This window comes from Vibrio sp. MMH1-50 (assembly GCF_022347645.1).
GTDB lineage: Bacteria > Pseudomonadota > Gammaproteobacteria > Enterobacterales > Vibrionaceae > Vibrio > Vibrio harveyi.
Map to the genome: position 1 here is coordinate 1 of NZ_JAKRGG010000059.1, position 16,649 is coordinate 16,649.

The following is a 16,649-nucleotide window of genomic DNA, read 5'->3' on the forward strand; positions in this document are numbered from 1 at the left end:
CGATTCTTGATTTAGACCCGCTAGACCTTTAAATCGCCGCCGCGTCTACAAACCCAGTCATTCTCGCTGAACCGAGCATCTCGAGGTTACTTGGGTATACAACACAGACCGAGAATTTTGAGGGAAAGTCGCATATTTGAACGAAAACTGGCGGAGCATTCACACTAAACTAATCTTTTTTATAGAGTTAATTGGTTTTGGGCGAAAGCTCACCATAACAATAACAAATTAGGTGATGATAAATGCAAGTGGGCAACGAAGCGCTGGTGCTGTCGGCGGTTGGGGTTATCGGTTTAGGTTGTCAATGGTTGGCGTGGCGAATGCGCTTACCTGCCATTCTGTTCTTGCTATTAGCAGGGATCATTGTTGGTCCGATTCTACAATGGCTCAATCCAGATGACATTCTCGGGGATTTACTCTTCCCCTTAGTTTCCCTCGCTGTGGCGGTGATTCTATTTGAGGGCAGTTTAACCCTTAACTTTAAAGAGATCCGTGGTGTGAGCGGTTCGGTGTGGAGCATCGTGTCTGTCGGCGCAATCATATCTTGGGTGGCAACCAGTGTGGCGACGCACTATTTCCTTAACTTTACTTGGGAGCTTGCGATTTTATTCGCCAGTTTAACCGTCGTTACTGGTCCAACGGTGATCGTACCATTGCTAAGGACCGTGCGCCCAAGCTCCAAACTCGCCAATATTCTGCGTTGGGAAGGCATTCTCATTGACCCACTAGGCGCGCTGTTTGTGGTGATGGTGTACGAGTTTATTGTCTCGCACAATGCCGTAAACAGTATCGAAGTATTCGGTACCATCATTGCGGTGGGTTTGATTCTTGGTGTTGCCTCCGGTGCTGCGGTATCTACCGTTTTGCGCCGAGCTTGGTTGCCGGAATACCTTCAGCCATTTGCGGTATTGATGGTGGTGCTCGGTGTGTTCTCGATTTCTAACCAAATGGAATCGGAAGCAGGGCTACTGACGGTTACCGTGATGGGCATGTGGTTAGCAAATGCAAAGGGCATCAACATTCAGCAGATCCTGCACTTTAAAGAACACTTAACCATCTTGTTGATCACCGGGTTGTTCATCTTCTTAGCGGCTCGAATCAGTCTTGATGACTTTGCCGCGCTTGGCATTGGTGCGGTAATGTTGTTTGTTTTCATGCAGTTGGTATCGCGTCCACTTTCGATTTTCGCTTCAACTATTCGCAGTAACTTAACCTTCAAGGATAAGCTGTTCCTCTCTTGGGTTGCGCCGCGCGGTATTGTTGCAGCATCCATCTCGTCTCTGTTTGCTATCAAGCTGACAGAATATGGCATTTCAGAAGCCATGCTGTTGGTGCCAATGACCTTCATGGTGATCATCGGCACCGTGGTACTACAAAGTGCTACGGCTCGCCCTATGGCTAAAGTGTTGGGCGTGGCTGAGCCAGCACCGAGAGGCTTTCTATTGATTGGCGCAAACCGAGTGGCGCAAGAGATAGGAAAAGCACTGGCGAGATACGATCGCAAAGTTCTGCTCACCGATTCTAACTGGGATTACATCAGCCAAGTTCGCATGTTGGGCTTAGACCATTACTACGGTAACCCGATCTCTAGCCATGCGGATGATAACCTGAACCTGATTGGTATTGGACAAGTGGTGGCACTGACGCCAGACCAACACTTCAATATCATGGCGTGTATGCAATTTGTCGGCGAGTTCGGCGAAGATAAAGTACATTGCCTGCAGAAAACCAAATCTAACGGCAATGAAAAACACTCGGTTGCCGAAGAGTATCACGGCAAATTGCTGATGGGTGGCAACGTCAGTTACACCCAAATGGCAAGTTTGTTGAGCCAAGGGGCAGAAATCAAACACACCAAGTTAAGCGAGAGTTTCACCTACCAACATTACCTTGATCACCACAAAGACAATTTGATGATTCCGCTTTTCCATGTTGAAGAGAAAGGCAAAATTCAATTCTGTGATGATCCAGACCAGTTCAAACCGCCTACAACCAGCACTGTGGTGGCGCTTATTCAATCGGTCGAGACTCAATAGCGCAAATGGCGTATAGAACTGCCACTCTTGGCACATCGGAGTGGCAACATTGTTAATCGTTACCCAAGCTTAATAGAGCAGTGAGGCGCAGTGTTTTAAACGCTGCTCCTTAATATGATTTCTTAGTCATAAGACCAGAGCCCACAAGGCTCGATTCGGCAAATAAATTGTTCAATTTCCGAATTTTCGCATTGACGGCAATGACAAGGATCGCAATACTGCGCGACTGTTTTACTTTAGGGTGACATTATGGCTCCGCAATCTAATCGAAAAGACTTACATTTAGACGCTGTTTTACATCATGACATGAACATGAAAAGCAAAACGGCGGGCTTTGAGTCTGTCGAATTTGAGCATTGCGCATTGCCTGAATGTGACTTTAACACCATCGATCTTTCGAGCGAGTTTCTTGGTCATTCATTGGCGTTGCCGTTTTTGATCAGTTCGATGACTGGCGGCGCAAAAGACGCAGAAATCATCAACTGTCGTTTGGCAGAAGCGGCTAGTGAAATGGGCATTGCGATGGGGGTTGGCTCACAGCGAGTGAGCCTAGAAGACAGCCTACATTCAGGTCTGGGTAAAACCATTCGTGATCTCGCCAAGAGCGTGCCTTTGTATTCCAACCTGGGTGCCGCTCAACTGAGAGACAAACAACGTCTCGACAACGCCCAACGTGCGGTCGACTTTATCCAAGCGGACGCTTTATTTGTGCATCTCAACCCTATGCAAGAAGCTTTTCAACAGAATGGCGACCATGATTGGATTGGTGTGCTTAAATCGATTGAGCAGCTAAAACAGCGCATTGATGTCCCGATGATCATCAAAGAGGTGGGTTTTGGCATCAGTGGCGCAGTGGCGAAACAACTTGTCGAAGTGGGCGTGGATGCGATTGATGTTGCAGGCGCTGGTGGTACAAGTTGGTCAGCGGTCGAAGGTTACTGTCAGACAGACAATAAGATGCAGCGCGCAGCTGAGTTGTTTCGTGACTGGGGCATTCCAACGGCTAAGTGTTTAGAGCAAATTCACGCTCAATACCCTGACTTACCTTTAATTGCGTCTGGCGGCGTGCATAACGGCTTAGAAGCCGCGAAGGCGATACATCTGGGTGCCAATCTAGTTGGGCAAGCTGGTGCGGTATTAAAAGCCGCAACAATCAGCACACAGTCTGTTGTCGATCACTTTGAACAAATGGCATTAGAGCTGCGTTTAGCGTGCTTTGGTACCGGCTCTGTAAATCTCCAAGCATTGACCCAAGCTCGTCGTCTTTAGCTCAACGGCTAATATTTACTCGCTTATTGATACAGTTAGGTTGATTTCGCCGAATTTCATGTTTTTTACAGAGTGAACGTCGATAAATTGTCTGAGTCTTAACACTTGCGCTGATATTTTGGGTATAGTCCATTCATCAATTGAAAGTGGAACCTGAATTTATGAAAAAATTGGTAATGCTACTGCTAGCGGCAACAGCGCTTACCGCATGTACTGACGAAGTGGGCACAGAAGCTTGGTGTAAAGACATGCGTGACAAGTCTAAAACAGAGTGGACCGCTGACAACGCAGTAGATTTTGCAAAGCACTGCGTTCTGCAAGATGGCATCGGTAGCGAGCAGTGGTGTGAAGATTTAAAAGAGAAGCCAAAAGGCGATTGGACAGCCAACGAAGCGACTGGCTTTGCTAAGCACTGCGTGTTCTAAATTGACCGAACAAAATTGAGAAAGCCGAGCGTCATGCTCGGCTTTTGTGTTTCTGTTTCTTTACTTCCAATTTGTCGTTCCATTTTTGCAAACCTGACTTACTTATCTTTATTTCGTTGTATGGGACTGGCATGGTTACCGTAATTCCAATAAGAGAAGGACTAAAAAATGGAAGTACTCAAAGGTTCATGTCTGTGTGGCAAGGTAAAAATCGAAGTTGCGGATGAATTCAAATACATGGGCAATTGTCACTGTTCTGAATGCCGCAAGTTTACGGGTTCTGATTATTCATCGGCGGGAGGTGTTGCACTCGACAAGCTGATAGTTATCGAAGGTGAAGAGCATATCCAAACCTATCAGAAGAGCGCAAATACCGAACTCTCATTCTGCCGTCATTGCGGATCTAGCCTCTATTCGAAAAAGAACAACGGTATTGTGAATGTTCGTTTAGGTATCCTTGACGATATCCCTGCCGACAAACCGAGTTTCCACATTTTTGTCGGTTCGAAAGCGCCATGGAATGAGATTACTGATGAGCTTAAACAGTTTGAAGCGGAGCCTAAGCTATAGGTCGGTTTCTTGCTGCGTTTAGTACAAAATCGCTAAGGATTTAAAGTTGTGAGATAGAGCCACTCAATTGAGTGGCTTTTTGCTTTTGAGTGGCAGTAATATCCGACACTATACGATTAGTTAATATCGACAGTTTTTTGGGAGAACATCAGTGAGCGAAGAATACAACCAAGCCATTTCTAAGCACTACGCGGCTTATCGTCCTCCACTGCATCAAGTGATTTTGCAAGCCAATTTGGAAGAGTTACCTCAGTTTCAATTGGGGTTGGATGTCGGCTGCGGCACGGGCGTATCGACGTTTGCTTTGGCTAAGTTCTGTCAGCAGGTTCATGGGGTTGACCCGAGCACATCAATGATTGAACAAGCCAAACCATCAGTAGGTATTGAATATCATGTTGGTGACGGTGAACACGCACCTCTTTCAGACAGTAGTGTGGATGTGGTGACGTTTGCTGGCTCGCTCTCTTATGCAAATTCAACGGCTTTATTGGCAGAGCTACAGCGTGTTTGCCAGCCTAAAGCACATGTCGTGGTTTATGATTTTGAAGTGCTGCTAGAAAAACCTCTTGCGCAGCTTGGTATCGAGATGGACTTGGTTGAATCCAACTACGACCATGCTATCAACTTCAGTGATTGTGAAGGGTTTCAAGCGGTCAACGTTTATAAAGAGACAGTAGAGTTAGAAGTCAGTGCAGAAGAACTGGCGCATGTGTTGTTCTCGTCTTCTAAGCGATACTCTAAGTTAGCGGAAGCATTTGCAGGAGATGACCCATTTGTAAACGCTGTTGAAGCGCTGAAACAGCATAACCAAAAGCATGTTATCCAAGCGGATACTTATTTCGCGATGTACCAAATCAACATCTAATGCTCTTGTCCTATGAACGCTCTTAAGACCGCTAATTCAGCGGTCTTTTTGTTTGTATATTTTGTGAAATACACGCGCTTTTTACCTTGTTTGTGAATTTGCGGTCAGATTTTTGGTAAATGTTTCATTTGTAAGTAAATCCAAGTGAAAGTGCGGTTTGTCTCTAATTTTGAAGGCGAGCGCTTATGATAGTCTCACGTCAATCTTGGCGCAGAATTTCAGCCACTGTGTGGCTGTTCATCGGTCTGTTGTCCAGTAACCGAATTTCATTATTACTTTTAGGCTGTAGGAAATCATCATGGCGAAGGCATTAAAAATCGAGTCAGGGCGTTACCTAAATATGGATCATGTTGTGACGTTCTCGCTTGCGAATGATTTCATTGAAATTACCGCGGCAATTGAGACTTTTACATCGATTCATATTGGTATTGAAGGCAAAACTGATTACGCCGACTACTTCGTTTCAATCCAAGACTTCCACCGCATTAAGCGTGAATTGTGTGATTACATGGGCATTGATGACCCTTCGCTATTAGTTGACTAATCACTCAAAAATGACAATAAGATTACAGAGGCAGTATGCAATGCTGCAACTTGTAGTCTACGTTTTAACAACCACTGGCTAGGGTGAGCAACAATACGGCGGCGAAGATCGCCCGTTCACCAAAAACAATAAGGGACGTTATGTCTGACAAATACATTGCAATGATCCAAGACTTTTTTCAGGTGTTTGAAGCCCTGAATCAACATGTCTTGGACTCCCACGGTGAATTGGCAACGTGGGAGACCCAATTGGTAAGGCTTGATATTAACCAAGGTGATAAAGAAAAGTCGTATGACGTGGCGCAGATTGCCGGCATGCTTAACTTTTCTGAAGATGCAGTAAAATCATTCTTAGTGATATACAGCTTCTTAAGTAACAATCTTTATGATCTCATTGGTAATCGTGAATACGAAGATTGGGGGACGGACGGCGATAGCCTACAAGTTGAGTACTCTGATCTTACTATTGAATCATTTTATGCCGATCAAATTGCGCCACTGATGGAGCGAAGAGTGTACTTCGAGTGGACATTTGATGCGTTACAACGGTCGTATGATGAAATGATGGCGATTAGCCACGGTAGAATAGCTTAGCCGTTGGTTAAACAGTTAAGTTAATATAAAAACAAAAGCCGCTCGTTTTAGCGGCTTTTGTTTTTAGGGCTTTCAAGTATTTCTGTTTCCTCTTCTTACAACTCTTGAATTAAAATCTATTGGCTTATCACGTATTGTGATGATGAGCGATTTACTTGTTAGAAGAACAAACATGAAAAAGACAACCTCAATAATGGTATTGGCAGTGGCGCTGGCTGGCTGTGATGACGCAAGCAAAGCCATTGACCAAGCACAAGAAGCAGCAAACAAAGCGATTGATACGGTTCAAGAGCAGATGGAATCGGTAGAAGATGCATTCAATCTCGATCAGTTTGGTGATGCTGCTGAATCTGCAGAAGAGTTAGCTGCATCTGTAGAGGAAGCGATGAATGTAGATTTCAGTGATCCACAAGCCTTGATTGAAGCAAAAGAGCATATTGCCAATGCATACGCTTGTTTGGTGGAAGCGTCTTCAGAGTCGACGGTGGATAAGGTGATGGATAAAGTAATGTCATCGATCGGTAGTGAAGAAACCAAATCTTTGATTGAAGAAGGCATCGAAAAAGCACAAGCCGCCAAAGAGTGTGTGATGTAATCAAACCGGAAAATGAAATACCCATGGCTTGTGTCGTGGGTATTTTCCTTTTGCCAGTTATTCGAGCCCATCTTCTTCGTCCTGCATCTTGAAGTCACTTGGGTATACAGACTTTATTTCTACATTTTTACTTTTATTGGGCTGTGAACTTTCATTTCATATGCACTTTCGTTCGGATGAAAACAGTTCACAACAGGATGATATCCTGCCATCAGAAGTGAAAACTTAAGTTTTGTCGATTTTGTCGTATTTATTATCCAGATGAATACCAAAAAATCCTGTAACACAAATACCTCCACAAAATCATAACCTTACATTTGAGGTAATAGCTTCTTACTACTTATACGTGCTTCATGGTTGTTTTCACCCAGCAAATTTTACTCATTGTAAATGATAATAATTTGCAATAGCGTTCACGAAATATTCATGTTTTGTGGACGAACTATGTTGGCGGTAAAGAAAACGACGTTCTCAACACTCTTGGTGTTACTTGTCTCTATTTATTCCTCTTTTGCCTTTGCGATTGACTATGACAGTGCGGTCAACGACATTGCGCAGCGCTTAGATAAAGCATCTCAGCTTTATGAACAAGGCGATAAAGACCAAGCAAAAACAACAGTACAAATGGCGTATTTCGAGGTGTTTGAAAGCCTAGAAGGTCCGGTACGAATTAATTACTCGCAGCAATACGCGTATCAACTAGAGGCGAAGTTTGGTGACATTCGCAAGTTAATCGTTGCGGGAAAACCAGTTGATGAAGTGGATACGGAAATCAATTGGTTGAAAAAAGAAGTTCTGGGTCTGCCGGAGATCTTGGCGTCAGGTCACCAACTTAAAGCTGAAAACACCAATCTACATACCGAGGATATCTTGCCGTTTTGGCGTGAAGCGGTCACAAGCATCGACACCCAGCTCAATGCGGCTTTGACTGAATATCGTGAATCTGGCGAACAACCAGAAAGCGCAGCAGAAAAACAACAACGTGCATTCGATTTAGTGCAACAAGCGCAGTTCAAAGGGTACAAAAATACCGAGCTGGAAATCGCTATTCGGTTACATCGATCTGCAGAGCGTTCGGCAGAATACAACGCAGCGTTCCGCTCTATTGCCAAAATCACCAAGCAACCTTTTAATCAACAAAACCTGATCCGATTTGGGTATGAGTTGTCGACCTTGGTTCAAGGATTGAAAGACGAATTACCGAGTCTGCCAGCGACACGCGATTTCCAAGTTCCTGATACTGCGAAGAACGCCGATACAGCAGTTGCTGCACGTGATTGGAACCCTGTCGTCAGCGATATCATGACTGCGATTGATGGCGCTATTGATAGCTATAAACATGGTGACAAAACGGCGGCTATTCTTGCGGTACAAGATGCTTACTTCGATCATTTTGAAGCATCAGGTATGGAAAATGCGGTGGGGTCGAGAGACAGCGCATTCAAATCAGAACTTGAAGGCTACTTCACCCGTATTGTCAGTATGCTAAAGGCAAATCAAGCTCAGGCTGATATTGACCAGCAAGTGCAAAAGCTAAAAGTAGGCTTGATGGATGCAGCAGGCAATCTATCTGAAGGCAACTTGAGTTGGTGGGCGATGTTGATCGCGAGCTTCACCATTATTTTCCGTGAAGGATTGGAGGCGCTGCTTATCGTTGCCGCCATTACCGCTTACCTGATCAAAAACGATGCCTCTGACAAGCTACATGTTGTCAAAAATTCGGTCGTTGTTGGTCTGATTGCCAGTGCGATCACCGCGGTATTGTTCCAGTGGCTATTTGAAAACTCTGGCGCAAGTCGAGAGCTGCTTGAAGGCATCACCATGTTGATTGCTGTTGTCGTGCTGTTCTCTATGAGTTACTGGCTGCTTTCCAAAGTTGAAGCCGCTCAATGGAAGCGCTACCTCGAAAGCAAACTTGCCACGTCGATCACCACAGGTTCTCTCTTTGGTTTATGGCTGGCGAGCTTCCTAGCGGTTTACCGTGAAGGTGCAGAGACGGTCTTGTTCTACTTTGCTTTGGCGGCCGATACCAACTCTCAAACCATGATCGCCCTGATTGCTGGATTCGCTATTGGTGTGCTACTGCTCGCGGTGATCTTCTTTGTCATGCGCTATAGCGTGGTCAAGCTCCCTCTGAAACCTTTCTTCATCTTTACTGGCGGATTCATGTATCTGATGGCGTTTGTCTTTGCGGGTAAAGGTGTCCTAGAGCTGATTGAAGGCAAGTTATTCCAACCAACATTAATTTCAGGCGCGCCAGAGTTTGCTCCGTTGGGCATTTACCCATACATGGAAACTTTGCTGCCTCAACTGGCGCTTATCGTGGCAGCAATCTTTGCGCTCATCGTAATGAAAGCAAGAAGTAAGCAAGATCTTGCTCAGCAAGCTCGTTGTTAAACATGAAAAAAATCTTTGTAAAATCAAGTAAGTAAAGGACATTACTATGTTGAATAAAAAACTCATCGCTACCGCAGTGGCTGCTTCAGCTCTATCAGGTATGGCTATGGCAAATGATCTACCTTTCGTTGAGCACCCAGCTGGTGAACCTCTTGAAATGAATGGTATGGAGATTGCTGCTGTTTACCTTAAGCCCGTTACGATGGAGCCTCAAGGTATGATGCGTGCAGCTTCTAAATCGGAAGTGCACTTAGAGGCAGACATCCATGCTCTTGCTGGTAACAAAAACGGCTTTGGTGCGGGTGAGTGGATCCCTTACCTAACCATTAACTACACGTTGAAAAACGTCGATACCGGTAAAGTGCAAGAGGGGACCTTCATGCCGATGGTGGCAGCAGATGGTCCTCACTACGGCTCAAACATCAACATGTTAGGTGTGGGTAACTACGAGCTTACATTCCACATCGATCCACCGTCAAAAGCGGGTTTGCTACGTCATACGGATGAAGAAACTGGCGTTGGTCGTTGGTTCAAACCATTTGATGCTCAATACAAGTTTAAGTACGTAGGCATTAAGTAACCTTCCTTGTGTAACAACCAGGCTGCAGTTTGTGGTCTGGTTGTTCTGGTTTTTTGAGTGACTTATCTGTCTGATGCACTGTGCATGAATGGTCAGTGGTAAATATGAGCTTCTATCTTTCTCACGTCTTACTCGTTTTTTTGCTCCCTGCGATGCTATTTGGTGTGCTGTGGGCTGCGCAATCTAACGCTTTGTATAAACACCAGATTGGGTGGTTTGTGCTTGCGGTGCTCTCTGGTTCTGCACTGTTTCATCTACTGCCATTTAGCCAAGTGAATGTACTTATTATTAACAGTGTTTATCTTGGCGTTATCTTCCTGTCGGTTTTACTTGGTGCGATATGGCGATTGCCTTCGGTCTTATTGGTGTGCCTGCAAAGCGTAACGGTCTTTCTATGCAGTTTTGTTTGGGCAAAAGAAGCCAAGCTCACGATGTTGAGCACAACCAACGTTATTAACACAGAGCTGATTTTAAACATCAGTTCTGTGGTTCTAGGATTTGTCTTGATTGCATTAATCAAGATCGCGGTCTCTTTGACGACCAAATCCCTATCCAAGATGGCTCGTAATGCACTTTGTTTACTGTTGTTAGTGCTGGCAGCATTGCCCCTCTCTGGCGAGATTATCCTAGCGTGCATGAAGCTAGGGATTCTTGGTCTCGATAAAGGTTTACTGTCTTACGTATCTAAAGTCACCAACTTCTCTTGGATTCTGTCTTACGCCGTACTGGCATTAGTTTCTATTTGTGTGACTGTCTTTTTCGTTACTCAGACTCGACCACTACAAGAGCAGGTGAAGCAAGCTGAATCCGCGATTGAACGACGCAAACATCAAGTGGCTTTGAATTCAGCTCAACGTAAAGTGCGTTTTAATATTGCGACTATCGCTACGATTCTGATTGCGCTGCTTTTCTGGGATCTTGTCGCTTCTCAACCGATTCGTCGTTCAGAAGCGCAGCGTATTGAAGTGGCAGCCGATGGCGCTGTCCATGTCCCTATCTCTGAGCAATTAATCGATGGAAAACTGCACCGATTTGAATGGGTAGCAAGCGATGGCAAAGTGGTGCGCTTTTTCATCATTGATCGTTTTGCCGGTGAAGAGAAGTTTGGCGTTGTCTTTGATGCTTGCATGCTGTGTGGTGATGCAGGGTACGCGCAAGTTGGCGATCAAGTGGTGTGCTTGGCGTGTGGCGTACATATCTTTATTCCTTCGATTGGTAAGCCTGGTGGGTGTAACCCAATCCCTATTCCTAAATGGACCGTCGCGAATCATGAAATCGTAATTTCGAAGTCAACCCTAGAAAGCGGTCTGAAATATTTTAGTGACGTGGTGGAAGTCATGGCGACAGATCCAGTCAATGGCGAGAAGATCAGCAATATGGAGGCTGAGCACAGTTATTCATTCTCAGGAAAGACCTACTTCTTTACCTCTGAGCAATCTTATGACGCTTTCCGTGATGATCCATGGAAATACGCGGACGTTGAACCGCTAAATCCGTTAGGAGAGTAATCATGTTAATCAGAATGCTTCGTCAGTCATGGCGACATGATACCAACCGAAAATTACTCGCCGTCGTTACGGTTTTTCTCGCGGCGAGCCTAATCTCAGCGCTGCTGGCTATTTCAATCAATATCGGTAACAAGATGTCGATGGAGATGAAAAGCTATGGTGCCAACATTGAAATCTCTCCTGAAGGACAAGTAAAGCTGCCAGATATTTTTGCGAAGAACGTCAACAAGTTGGAAAAAGAAGACTTACTTGCAGAGAGTGAACTGCCCAACATCATGGACATCTTTTGGCGCAATAACATTATTGGTTTTGCTCCATTTGTACGTGGGCAAGTTAAAGCGCCTGAGTTCAATAAAACCGTCAATATTATCGGTACTTTTTTTGATAAGAACCTGCCTGTTTCTGACGATGGCAAATACCGAACGGGTAATAAAACCATCTCGACGTATTGGCATGTCGATGGTCAATGGCCAGATGATGAAAAAACTCAAGCCTTGGTAGGGCAGTCATTGGCGCAAAAACTGGGTCTTAAATCTGGCGACAAGCTTGAGTTGCGCGGCATCGAAAACCGCACATTGTCGGTAACGATAACGAGCTTACTGGAAAATGGCACGACGGATGAGAACGCAGTGTTACTGCCGCTGAACCTTGGCCAGAAACTACTAGGTTTGGAAGGACGAGTACAATCGGTAAAAGTCTCAGCATTGACGGTGCCGGAAAACGCACTATCAAAAAAAGCACGTGAAGATTTGGAATCGCTCGATTCGGATGAATATGACCTTTGGTTCTGCACGGCGTTTGTCTCCTCAATCTCTTTCCAATTAGAAGGCGCGATGAATAACGCAATGGTGAAGCCTTTGTGGCAGGTTGCCGCTTCAGAAGGCATGGTGATTCATAAGATCCAAAGCTTATTGTTTGTTGTGACGTTTGCCGCTTTGATCGCTTCTGCGATGGGGATCGCCTCATTAATGACCAATGCGATATTGCAGCGAGCCAAAGAGATTGGTTTGATGAAGTCTCTTGGTGCTCACAACTGGCAAGTGTATGCGTTGTTCTATTCTGAATCGATGATTTGTGGCGTGTTGGGCGGCTTACTTGGTTGCCTTGCCGGGTGGGGACTATCCAAAGTGGTTGGTTATGCACTGTTTGGTTCATCCATCTCTTTTGATTGGATCATCGTTCCAGTGGTGCTGTTTATCTCGACCCTAATTACAGTGTTAGGTACTTACTTCCCTTCACGCAGAATTGCTTCTCTCTACCCAATTGAGGTGTTGTATGGCCGCAAATAAATCTTCCTCTATGCTGCTTACCTTAGTTTGGCGTTCATTGAGATTACGTGCGCAACGTGTTCTCGTGGTGTTTATGGCGTTGACGGTTGGCGCGGCAATCATTACTGCAATGGCAGGGGTCTACTTCGACATTAACCAGAAGATGAGTCATGAGCTACGAAACTACGGAGCGAACTTTTTTGTAGGACCGGACGCGACAGCGACATTAACGACAAAGCAATACCAACAGATCAAAGCTGAGGCACCTAAAGACAGTTTAATTGCTTCCAGCCCATATCTGTACGGCATGGTACAAGCCGAGTTAGAGAAAATTGTCTTAATGGGTATCGACTTTTCGCAGTTGAAAAAACTGGTTCCTTATTGGCAAGTGGAAGGTCGATGGATTGGTGTCTCTTTTGATGATCGGAATGTCATGATCGGAAAGAAACTGGCAGAGAAATTAGAACTCAAAGTTGGCTCTGATCTGACGGTCTACAACAAAAGTGACCGTTATACGTTCAAGATTAAGGGCATCATTGAGTCAGGTTCGGATGAAGATAACTACCTAATTGTAAACCTACCGTTCGTACAAAAATGGTTGAACAAAGGGGATGAAATCAATTTTGCCATGTTCAGTCTAACGAATGATAAAGGTCAGGTAGGGCAGTTTGAATCGACTTTGAAGCAGCAGTACCCAGACTTGCTTGTTCGTCCTATCCGAAAGGTGTCAGCATCGGAAGGTAAAGTACTCAATAAGATTAAGCTGTTAATGGGCATCGTCGCTTTGGTCATTTTAGTGTTGTCTACCTTATGCGTGAATACAACCATGACGTCGATGATTTCTGAGCGACGTTATGAGTTCGCACTACAAAAGTCTTTGGGCGCATCCAATCAATCCATTACTCGTCAGATTGTTGTTGAAACTCTTGCCATTACCTTTGCCGCAGTTATGGCAGGGTTGCTAATCGGCTATGTGTTAGCGCAATTTCTTGGACATTCGGTGTTTAACGCCACCATTGATTTACGTTTCCCTGTGCTGGTTATCACTAGCTTACTTTCTTTCGCTGCGGCTTTAGTGGCTGCAACGCTTCCAACCATCAGAGCCATTCGTATCGATCCGGCTAAAGTGCTCAAAGGAGATTAACCATGTCAGATTACGCTATTAAGACCGAAGGCTTATGCAAGGTTTTTGACCAAGTTCATGCGTTGGACGACATCAATATTGAGGTCAAGAAAGGGGAGTTTGTTGCCATTATGGGCGCGTCGGGCTCAGGTAAAACGACCTTAATGAATATCCTCAGCTGTTTGGACAATCCGACCTCAGGCAAGGTGTTCCTCGATGGTGAGGAAGCGGACAGCCTAGATGAAGAAGGGCGACGAGCATTTCGAGCAGAGAAAATCGGTCTGGTCTTCCAGCAGTTTCATCTCATTCCTTATCTCACTGCTCTGGAGAACGTGATGCTTGCGCAGCATTACCATAGTGTGCCCGATGAAGAAGCAGCAAAGCGAGTGTTAGAACAAGTAGGTCTAGGGCACCGCTTTGAACACTTGCCGAGTCAGCTTTCCGGTGGTGAGCAGCAGCGTGTATGCATCGCTCGCGCGATTGTGAATGAAAGCCCGATCCTGTTTGCTGACGAACCCACTGGTAACTTGGACGAGGAGAACGAAAAAATCGTCCTCGATATTTTCCAAAAACTCCATGCACAAAACCGAACCATCATTATGGTCACCCACAACCCAAGCTTAGGTCAGTACACGGACCGAATCATCCGCCTCCAACACGGCAAGTACATCGGAGAGGAGGTGTTAGATGTGGCATAAACGCCGTTACGTGATCGCGCTGTTAGCCATGCTTGCGCTATTTGGTTGTAAAGACCAAAAAGCACAAATCGGGCAACTGAGTCCTGATATTGCTGCAATGAATGCGGCGCAACAAACGGTAAGCCTTGAAAGCTATCAAGGTAAGAAAATTGTTCTGGAATTTTGGTCTTCCACCTGCGGTGCGTGCATTGCCATGATGAAGAAATGGCAAGACGTATATGCACGTCGAAGCGATGAAGTCGCAGTGATAGCGATTAACATTGATGACTACGAGGTCGACTTAAATGAATACGCCACCAAGTATGGGTTTTCATTTCCTATGGTGAAAGATCAATTGGGCATCACTAAAGAACGTTTCTCTATTGGGGTGACACCCACAACTTACCTCATTAATCGCGATGGAAAGCTGGTGGACATGCACATCGGCTATTCAGCGAGTATGGATCTGGACAAGGTCATCTCTCAACTTTAATCATTTTAGGAATCAACCAAATGTCACTTACAAAATTCCGCCCGTTTTTGACCGCTCTGATTACTGTCTTTGCCATGATGTCTTCTGCTTGGGCGACTGAAAACTTACAAGAAAAAGTACAAATTGAATCACCAGTCATCTTTCAGTTAGCCAGCGGTGCAAAGGGAACGGGGTCGAAAATGACCATTCACAATAACTCAGATGAAGCTTTAGTCATCAATGGCTTCAAAGTGGATGAATTCGACAAGACCATGCTACACGGGACGAAGTATGAAGCGGGTAAGCGCAAAATGTTTATGGTGAAAAGCATCACTATTCCTGCACATAAAAAACTCGCGTTTACGCCAAATACACACCATTTCATGATGTTTGGTCCAAAGCGTGAATTAGAACTTGGTGAGTACCTGACGATGGTAGTAAACACCAATCAAGGTGACTTCAAAGTGATCGCGCAAGTGGTGCCTCGTAAACTGAAATAAGGTGGCTCAATGAAAGTACGAATAGGTTTGGCGTTGGTCGCAGCAGCGTTGTTTAGTTTGAGTGGTTGTTCTGAACCCGAGCAAGCAAAGAAAGATCCACCTAAATTGACGCAGTTGGATCAGCGTCTTACCCTCGCGGAATCGGCAGGGTTAATGGACAAGCGTATGCCGATGAAGAAATTGATGGAGCAATATGTATCGGTTGAAGCCGTCGACCTTGATAGTGGCGAATATCGCGATGCTTTCATGAGTGTAGACGAGTCATTCTCTGCATTTCCCATCGACTCAAGTAATGCAGTAAAGCTATCTTCCCGTGATGATCTTGCTGGGATAAAAATGCGTGAAAATAGGTTGCCTGTGTATTTGATTAAAGATGATAACGGGCAAGTCTCTCGAATTGTTTTGCCAATCCGTGGTGAAGGTAAGTTTGGTTTGATTTATGGCTACTTAGCCCTCTATAGCGACAATTACCACATTGCGAGTCTGTCGTTTTACAAACATGGGGAGAGCGCAGGATTAGGGGCGGAGATTACCGATAACGCTAACTGGACAAAGCAGTTCAAAGACAAGCCTTTATTCGACCATGGTCATCCATCGATTCGTATCGTACAGGAAGGGCGCAATACACAAGACGCTTACTCTGTCGATGGAATCAGTGGGGCAACCTACACCAGCCAAGGCGTTGAACACGCGATTAATTTTTGGACCGGGGATCTTGGTTTCGGCGAGTTCTTACGCCAATACCGAAATTAAAAAGTTTGACTATTCATAAGGCAATTTAAACTCTGCGCTCAAGGAGAAAAGGTGATGGCACTTAGAAGAGGTCAAGTTTCAGAAGAACAACTGATGTTATTGATTCAGCTTACTAAAATTCGCTCAGCAGTATTAATAAAAGCACTTCGAATGCACTTAGTCGAAGGAAAAAGCCAGCGCTTAGCCACTGAAACTGTGGGTATCAATCAGAGCTTTCTCAGCGTTCGTTTACGTAAGCTTCGAGATGTTGAGTCGACGGTTCTCAAGTTAAGGAAGTTTTATTAAGTGCCCACCACTTTTTAGTGACGCCTCTGCATTCAGCGATCATGCTACTTTTATTCACTATAAGGCTTTGAACAACAACGGTGGCGTGAGTATACCCAAGTAACGTCGAGATGCTAGGTTCAGCGAGAATGACTTGGTTTGTAGACGCGGCGGCGATTTAAAGATCTAGTCATTCTAAATCAAGAATCG

General features: G+C 45.0%; 18 protein-coding genes. All 18 read left to right on the forward strand.

What is annotated here, in order from left to right:
* Positions 1-242 precede the first annotated feature (242 nt).
* The 18 genes from MHO32_RS24300 to MHO32_RS24385 all read left to right on the forward strand — a co-directional run bounded on the left by MHO32_RS24300 (position 243) and on the right by MHO32_RS24385 (position 16,460).
* Positions 243-2,036 carry a cation:proton antiporter gene (locus MHO32_RS24300; protein WP_029789137.1) on the forward strand — a complete coding sequence of 598 codons (1,794 nt, stop codon included), beginning with the start codon at positions 243-245 and terminating at the stop codon, positions 2,034-2,036.
* 249 nt (positions 2,037-2,285) lie between these two features.
* Positions 2,286-3,305, forward strand: coding sequence for a type 2 isopentenyl-diphosphate Delta-isomerase (gene fni, locus MHO32_RS24305; RefSeq protein ID WP_017188585.1), 1,020 nt, complete (start codon positions 2,286-2,288; stop codon positions 3,303-3,305).
* Between the two features lie 161 nt (positions 3,306-3,466).
* Complete coding sequence (locus MHO32_RS24310) at positions 3,467-3,730, forward strand: DUF3012 domain-containing protein (RefSeq protein ID WP_005445362.1); 264 nt, start codon at positions 3,467-3,469, stop codon at positions 3,728-3,730.
* Between the two features lie 168 nt (positions 3,731-3,898).
* Complete coding sequence (locus tag MHO32_RS24315) at positions 3,899-4,300, forward strand: GFA family protein (protein WP_009696921.1); 402 nt, start codon at positions 3,899-3,901, stop codon at positions 4,298-4,300.
* A gap of 151 nt (positions 4,301-4,451) precedes the next feature.
* A complete protein-coding gene (locus tag MHO32_RS24320; protein ID WP_239214633.1) occupies positions 4,452-5,165 on the forward strand; it encodes a class I SAM-dependent methyltransferase in 714 nt (237 codons plus the stop codon).
* A 298-nt stretch (positions 5,166-5,463) separates the two neighbouring features.
* Entirely contained in the window at positions 5,464-5,709 is a 246-nt protein-coding gene (locus MHO32_RS24325; RefSeq protein ID WP_017188587.1) for a hypothetical protein, read from the forward strand.
* Between the two features lie 140 nt (positions 5,710-5,849).
* Complete coding sequence (locus MHO32_RS24330) at positions 5,850-6,302, forward strand: hypothetical protein (protein WP_005445358.1); 453 nt, start codon at positions 5,850-5,852, stop codon at positions 6,300-6,302.
* A 172-nt stretch (positions 6,303-6,474) separates the two neighbouring features.
* Positions 6,475-6,897: a hypothetical protein gene (locus tag MHO32_RS24335; RefSeq protein ID WP_239214636.1), complete on the forward strand. Its 423-nt coding sequence runs from the start codon at positions 6,475-6,477 to the stop codon at positions 6,895-6,897.
* Between the two features lie 426 nt (positions 6,898-7,323).
* The gene (locus MHO32_RS24340) at positions 7,324-9,294 is read left to right on the forward strand and encodes an FTR1 family iron permease (RefSeq protein ID WP_239214639.1); all 1,971 of its coding nucleotides are present in this window, start codon (positions 7,324-7,326) and stop codon (positions 9,292-9,294) included.
* Between the two features lie 46 nt (positions 9,295-9,340).
* The gene (locus tag MHO32_RS24345) at positions 9,341-9,874 is read left to right on the forward strand and encodes an iron transporter (RefSeq protein WP_017188589.1); all 534 of its coding nucleotides are present in this window, start codon (positions 9,341-9,343) and stop codon (positions 9,872-9,874) included.
* A gap of 104 nt (positions 9,875-9,978) precedes the next feature.
* Entirely contained in the window at positions 9,979-11,382 is a 1,404-nt protein-coding gene (locus MHO32_RS24350) for a Fe-S-containing protein (RefSeq protein ID WP_239214642.1), read from the forward strand.
* 2 nt (positions 11,383-11,384) lie between these two features.
* Positions 11,385-12,671, forward strand: a complete 1,287-nt coding sequence (locus tag MHO32_RS24355; protein WP_239214645.1) for an ABC transporter permease — start codon at positions 11,385-11,387, stop codon at positions 12,669-12,671.
* Positions 12,658-13,794 (forward strand): ABC transporter permease, encoded by a 1,137-nt coding sequence (locus MHO32_RS24360; protein ID WP_239214648.1) that lies wholly within the window; start codon positions 12,658-12,660, stop codon positions 13,792-13,794. The genes MHO32_RS24355 and MHO32_RS24360 overlap by 14 nt, the downstream gene beginning before the upstream one ends.
* 2 nt (positions 13,795-13,796) lie before the next feature.
* The gene (locus tag MHO32_RS24365; protein WP_017188592.1) at positions 13,797-14,471 is read left to right on the forward strand and encodes an ABC transporter ATP-binding protein; all 675 of its coding nucleotides are present in this window, start codon (positions 13,797-13,799) and stop codon (positions 14,469-14,471) included.
* Complete coding sequence (locus MHO32_RS24370) at positions 14,461-14,943, forward strand: TlpA family protein disulfide reductase (RefSeq protein ID WP_053053375.1); 483 nt, start codon at positions 14,461-14,463, stop codon at positions 14,941-14,943. Before MHO32_RS24365 ends, MHO32_RS24370 begins: the two co-directional genes overlap by 11 nt.
* Positions 14,944-14,963: 20 nt before the next feature.
* Positions 14,964-15,422, forward strand: a complete 459-nt coding sequence (locus MHO32_RS24375) for a copper chaperone PCu(A)C (RefSeq protein WP_239214652.1) — start codon at positions 14,964-14,966, stop codon at positions 15,420-15,422.
* Between the two features lie 9 nt (positions 15,423-15,431).
* A complete protein-coding gene (gene nqrC / locus MHO32_RS24380; protein ID WP_239214663.1) occupies positions 15,432-16,175 on the forward strand; it encodes an NADH:ubiquinone reductase (Na(+)-transporting) subunit C in 744 nt (247 codons plus the stop codon).
* A 54-nt stretch (positions 16,176-16,229) separates the two neighbouring features.
* The gene (locus tag MHO32_RS24385; RefSeq protein ID WP_005448648.1) at positions 16,230-16,460 is read left to right on the forward strand and encodes a PapB/FocB family fimbrial expression transcriptional regulator; all 231 of its coding nucleotides are present in this window, start codon (positions 16,230-16,232) and stop codon (positions 16,458-16,460) included.
* Positions 16,461-16,649: the final 189 nt, after the last annotated feature.

Bases quoted from the DNA above. Each gene is read 5' to 3' on its own strand.
- MHO32_RS24300 (WP_029789137.1), top strand. From the start codon at position 243: ATGCAAGTGGGCAACGAAGCGCTGGTGCTGTCGGCGGTTGGGGTTATC.
- fni (WP_017188585.1), top strand. From the start codon at position 2,286: ATGGCTCCGCAATCTAATCGAAAAGACTTACATTTAGACGCTGTTTTA.
- MHO32_RS24310 (WP_005445362.1), top strand. From the start codon at position 3,467: ATGAAAAAATTGGTAATGCTACTGCTAGCGGCAACAGCGCTTACCGCA.
- MHO32_RS24315 (WP_009696921.1), top strand. From the start codon at position 3,899: ATGGAAGTACTCAAAGGTTCATGTCTGTGTGGCAAGGTAAAAATCGAA.
- MHO32_RS24325 (WP_017188587.1), top strand. From the start codon at position 5,464: ATGGCGAAGGCATTAAAAATCGAGTCAGGGCGTTACCTAAATATGGAT.
- MHO32_RS24330 (WP_005445358.1), top strand. From the start codon at position 5,850: ATGTCTGACAAATACATTGCAATGATCCAAGACTTTTTTCAGGTGTTT.
- MHO32_RS24335 (WP_239214636.1), top strand. From the start codon at position 6,475: ATGAAAAAGACAACCTCAATAATGGTATTGGCAGTGGCGCTGGCTGGC.
- MHO32_RS24340 (WP_239214639.1), top strand. From the start codon at position 7,324: ATGTTTTGTGGACGAACTATGTTGGCGGTAAAGAAAACGACGTTCTCA.
- MHO32_RS24345 (WP_017188589.1), top strand. From the start codon at position 9,341: ATGTTGAATAAAAAACTCATCGCTACCGCAGTGGCTGCTTCAGCTCTA.
- MHO32_RS24350 (WP_239214642.1), top strand. From the start codon at position 9,979: ATGAGCTTCTATCTTTCTCACGTCTTACTCGTTTTTTTGCTCCCTGCG.
- MHO32_RS24355 (WP_239214645.1), top strand. From the start codon at position 11,385: ATGTTAATCAGAATGCTTCGTCAGTCATGGCGACATGATACCAACCGA.
- MHO32_RS24360 (WP_239214648.1), top strand. From the start codon at position 12,658: ATGGCCGCAAATAAATCTTCCTCTATGCTGCTTACCTTAGTTTGGCGT.
- MHO32_RS24365 (WP_017188592.1), top strand. From the start codon at position 13,797: ATGTCAGATTACGCTATTAAGACCGAAGGCTTATGCAAGGTTTTTGAC.
- MHO32_RS24370 (WP_053053375.1), top strand. From the start codon at position 14,461: ATGTGGCATAAACGCCGTTACGTGATCGCGCTGTTAGCCATGCTTGCG.
- MHO32_RS24375 (WP_239214652.1), top strand. From the start codon at position 14,964: ATGTCACTTACAAAATTCCGCCCGTTTTTGACCGCTCTGATTACTGTC.
- nqrC (WP_239214663.1), top strand. From the start codon at position 15,432: ATGAAAGTACGAATAGGTTTGGCGTTGGTCGCAGCAGCGTTGTTTAGT.
- MHO32_RS24385 (WP_005448648.1), top strand. From the start codon at position 16,230: ATGGCACTTAGAAGAGGTCAAGTTTCAGAAGAACAACTGATGTTATTG.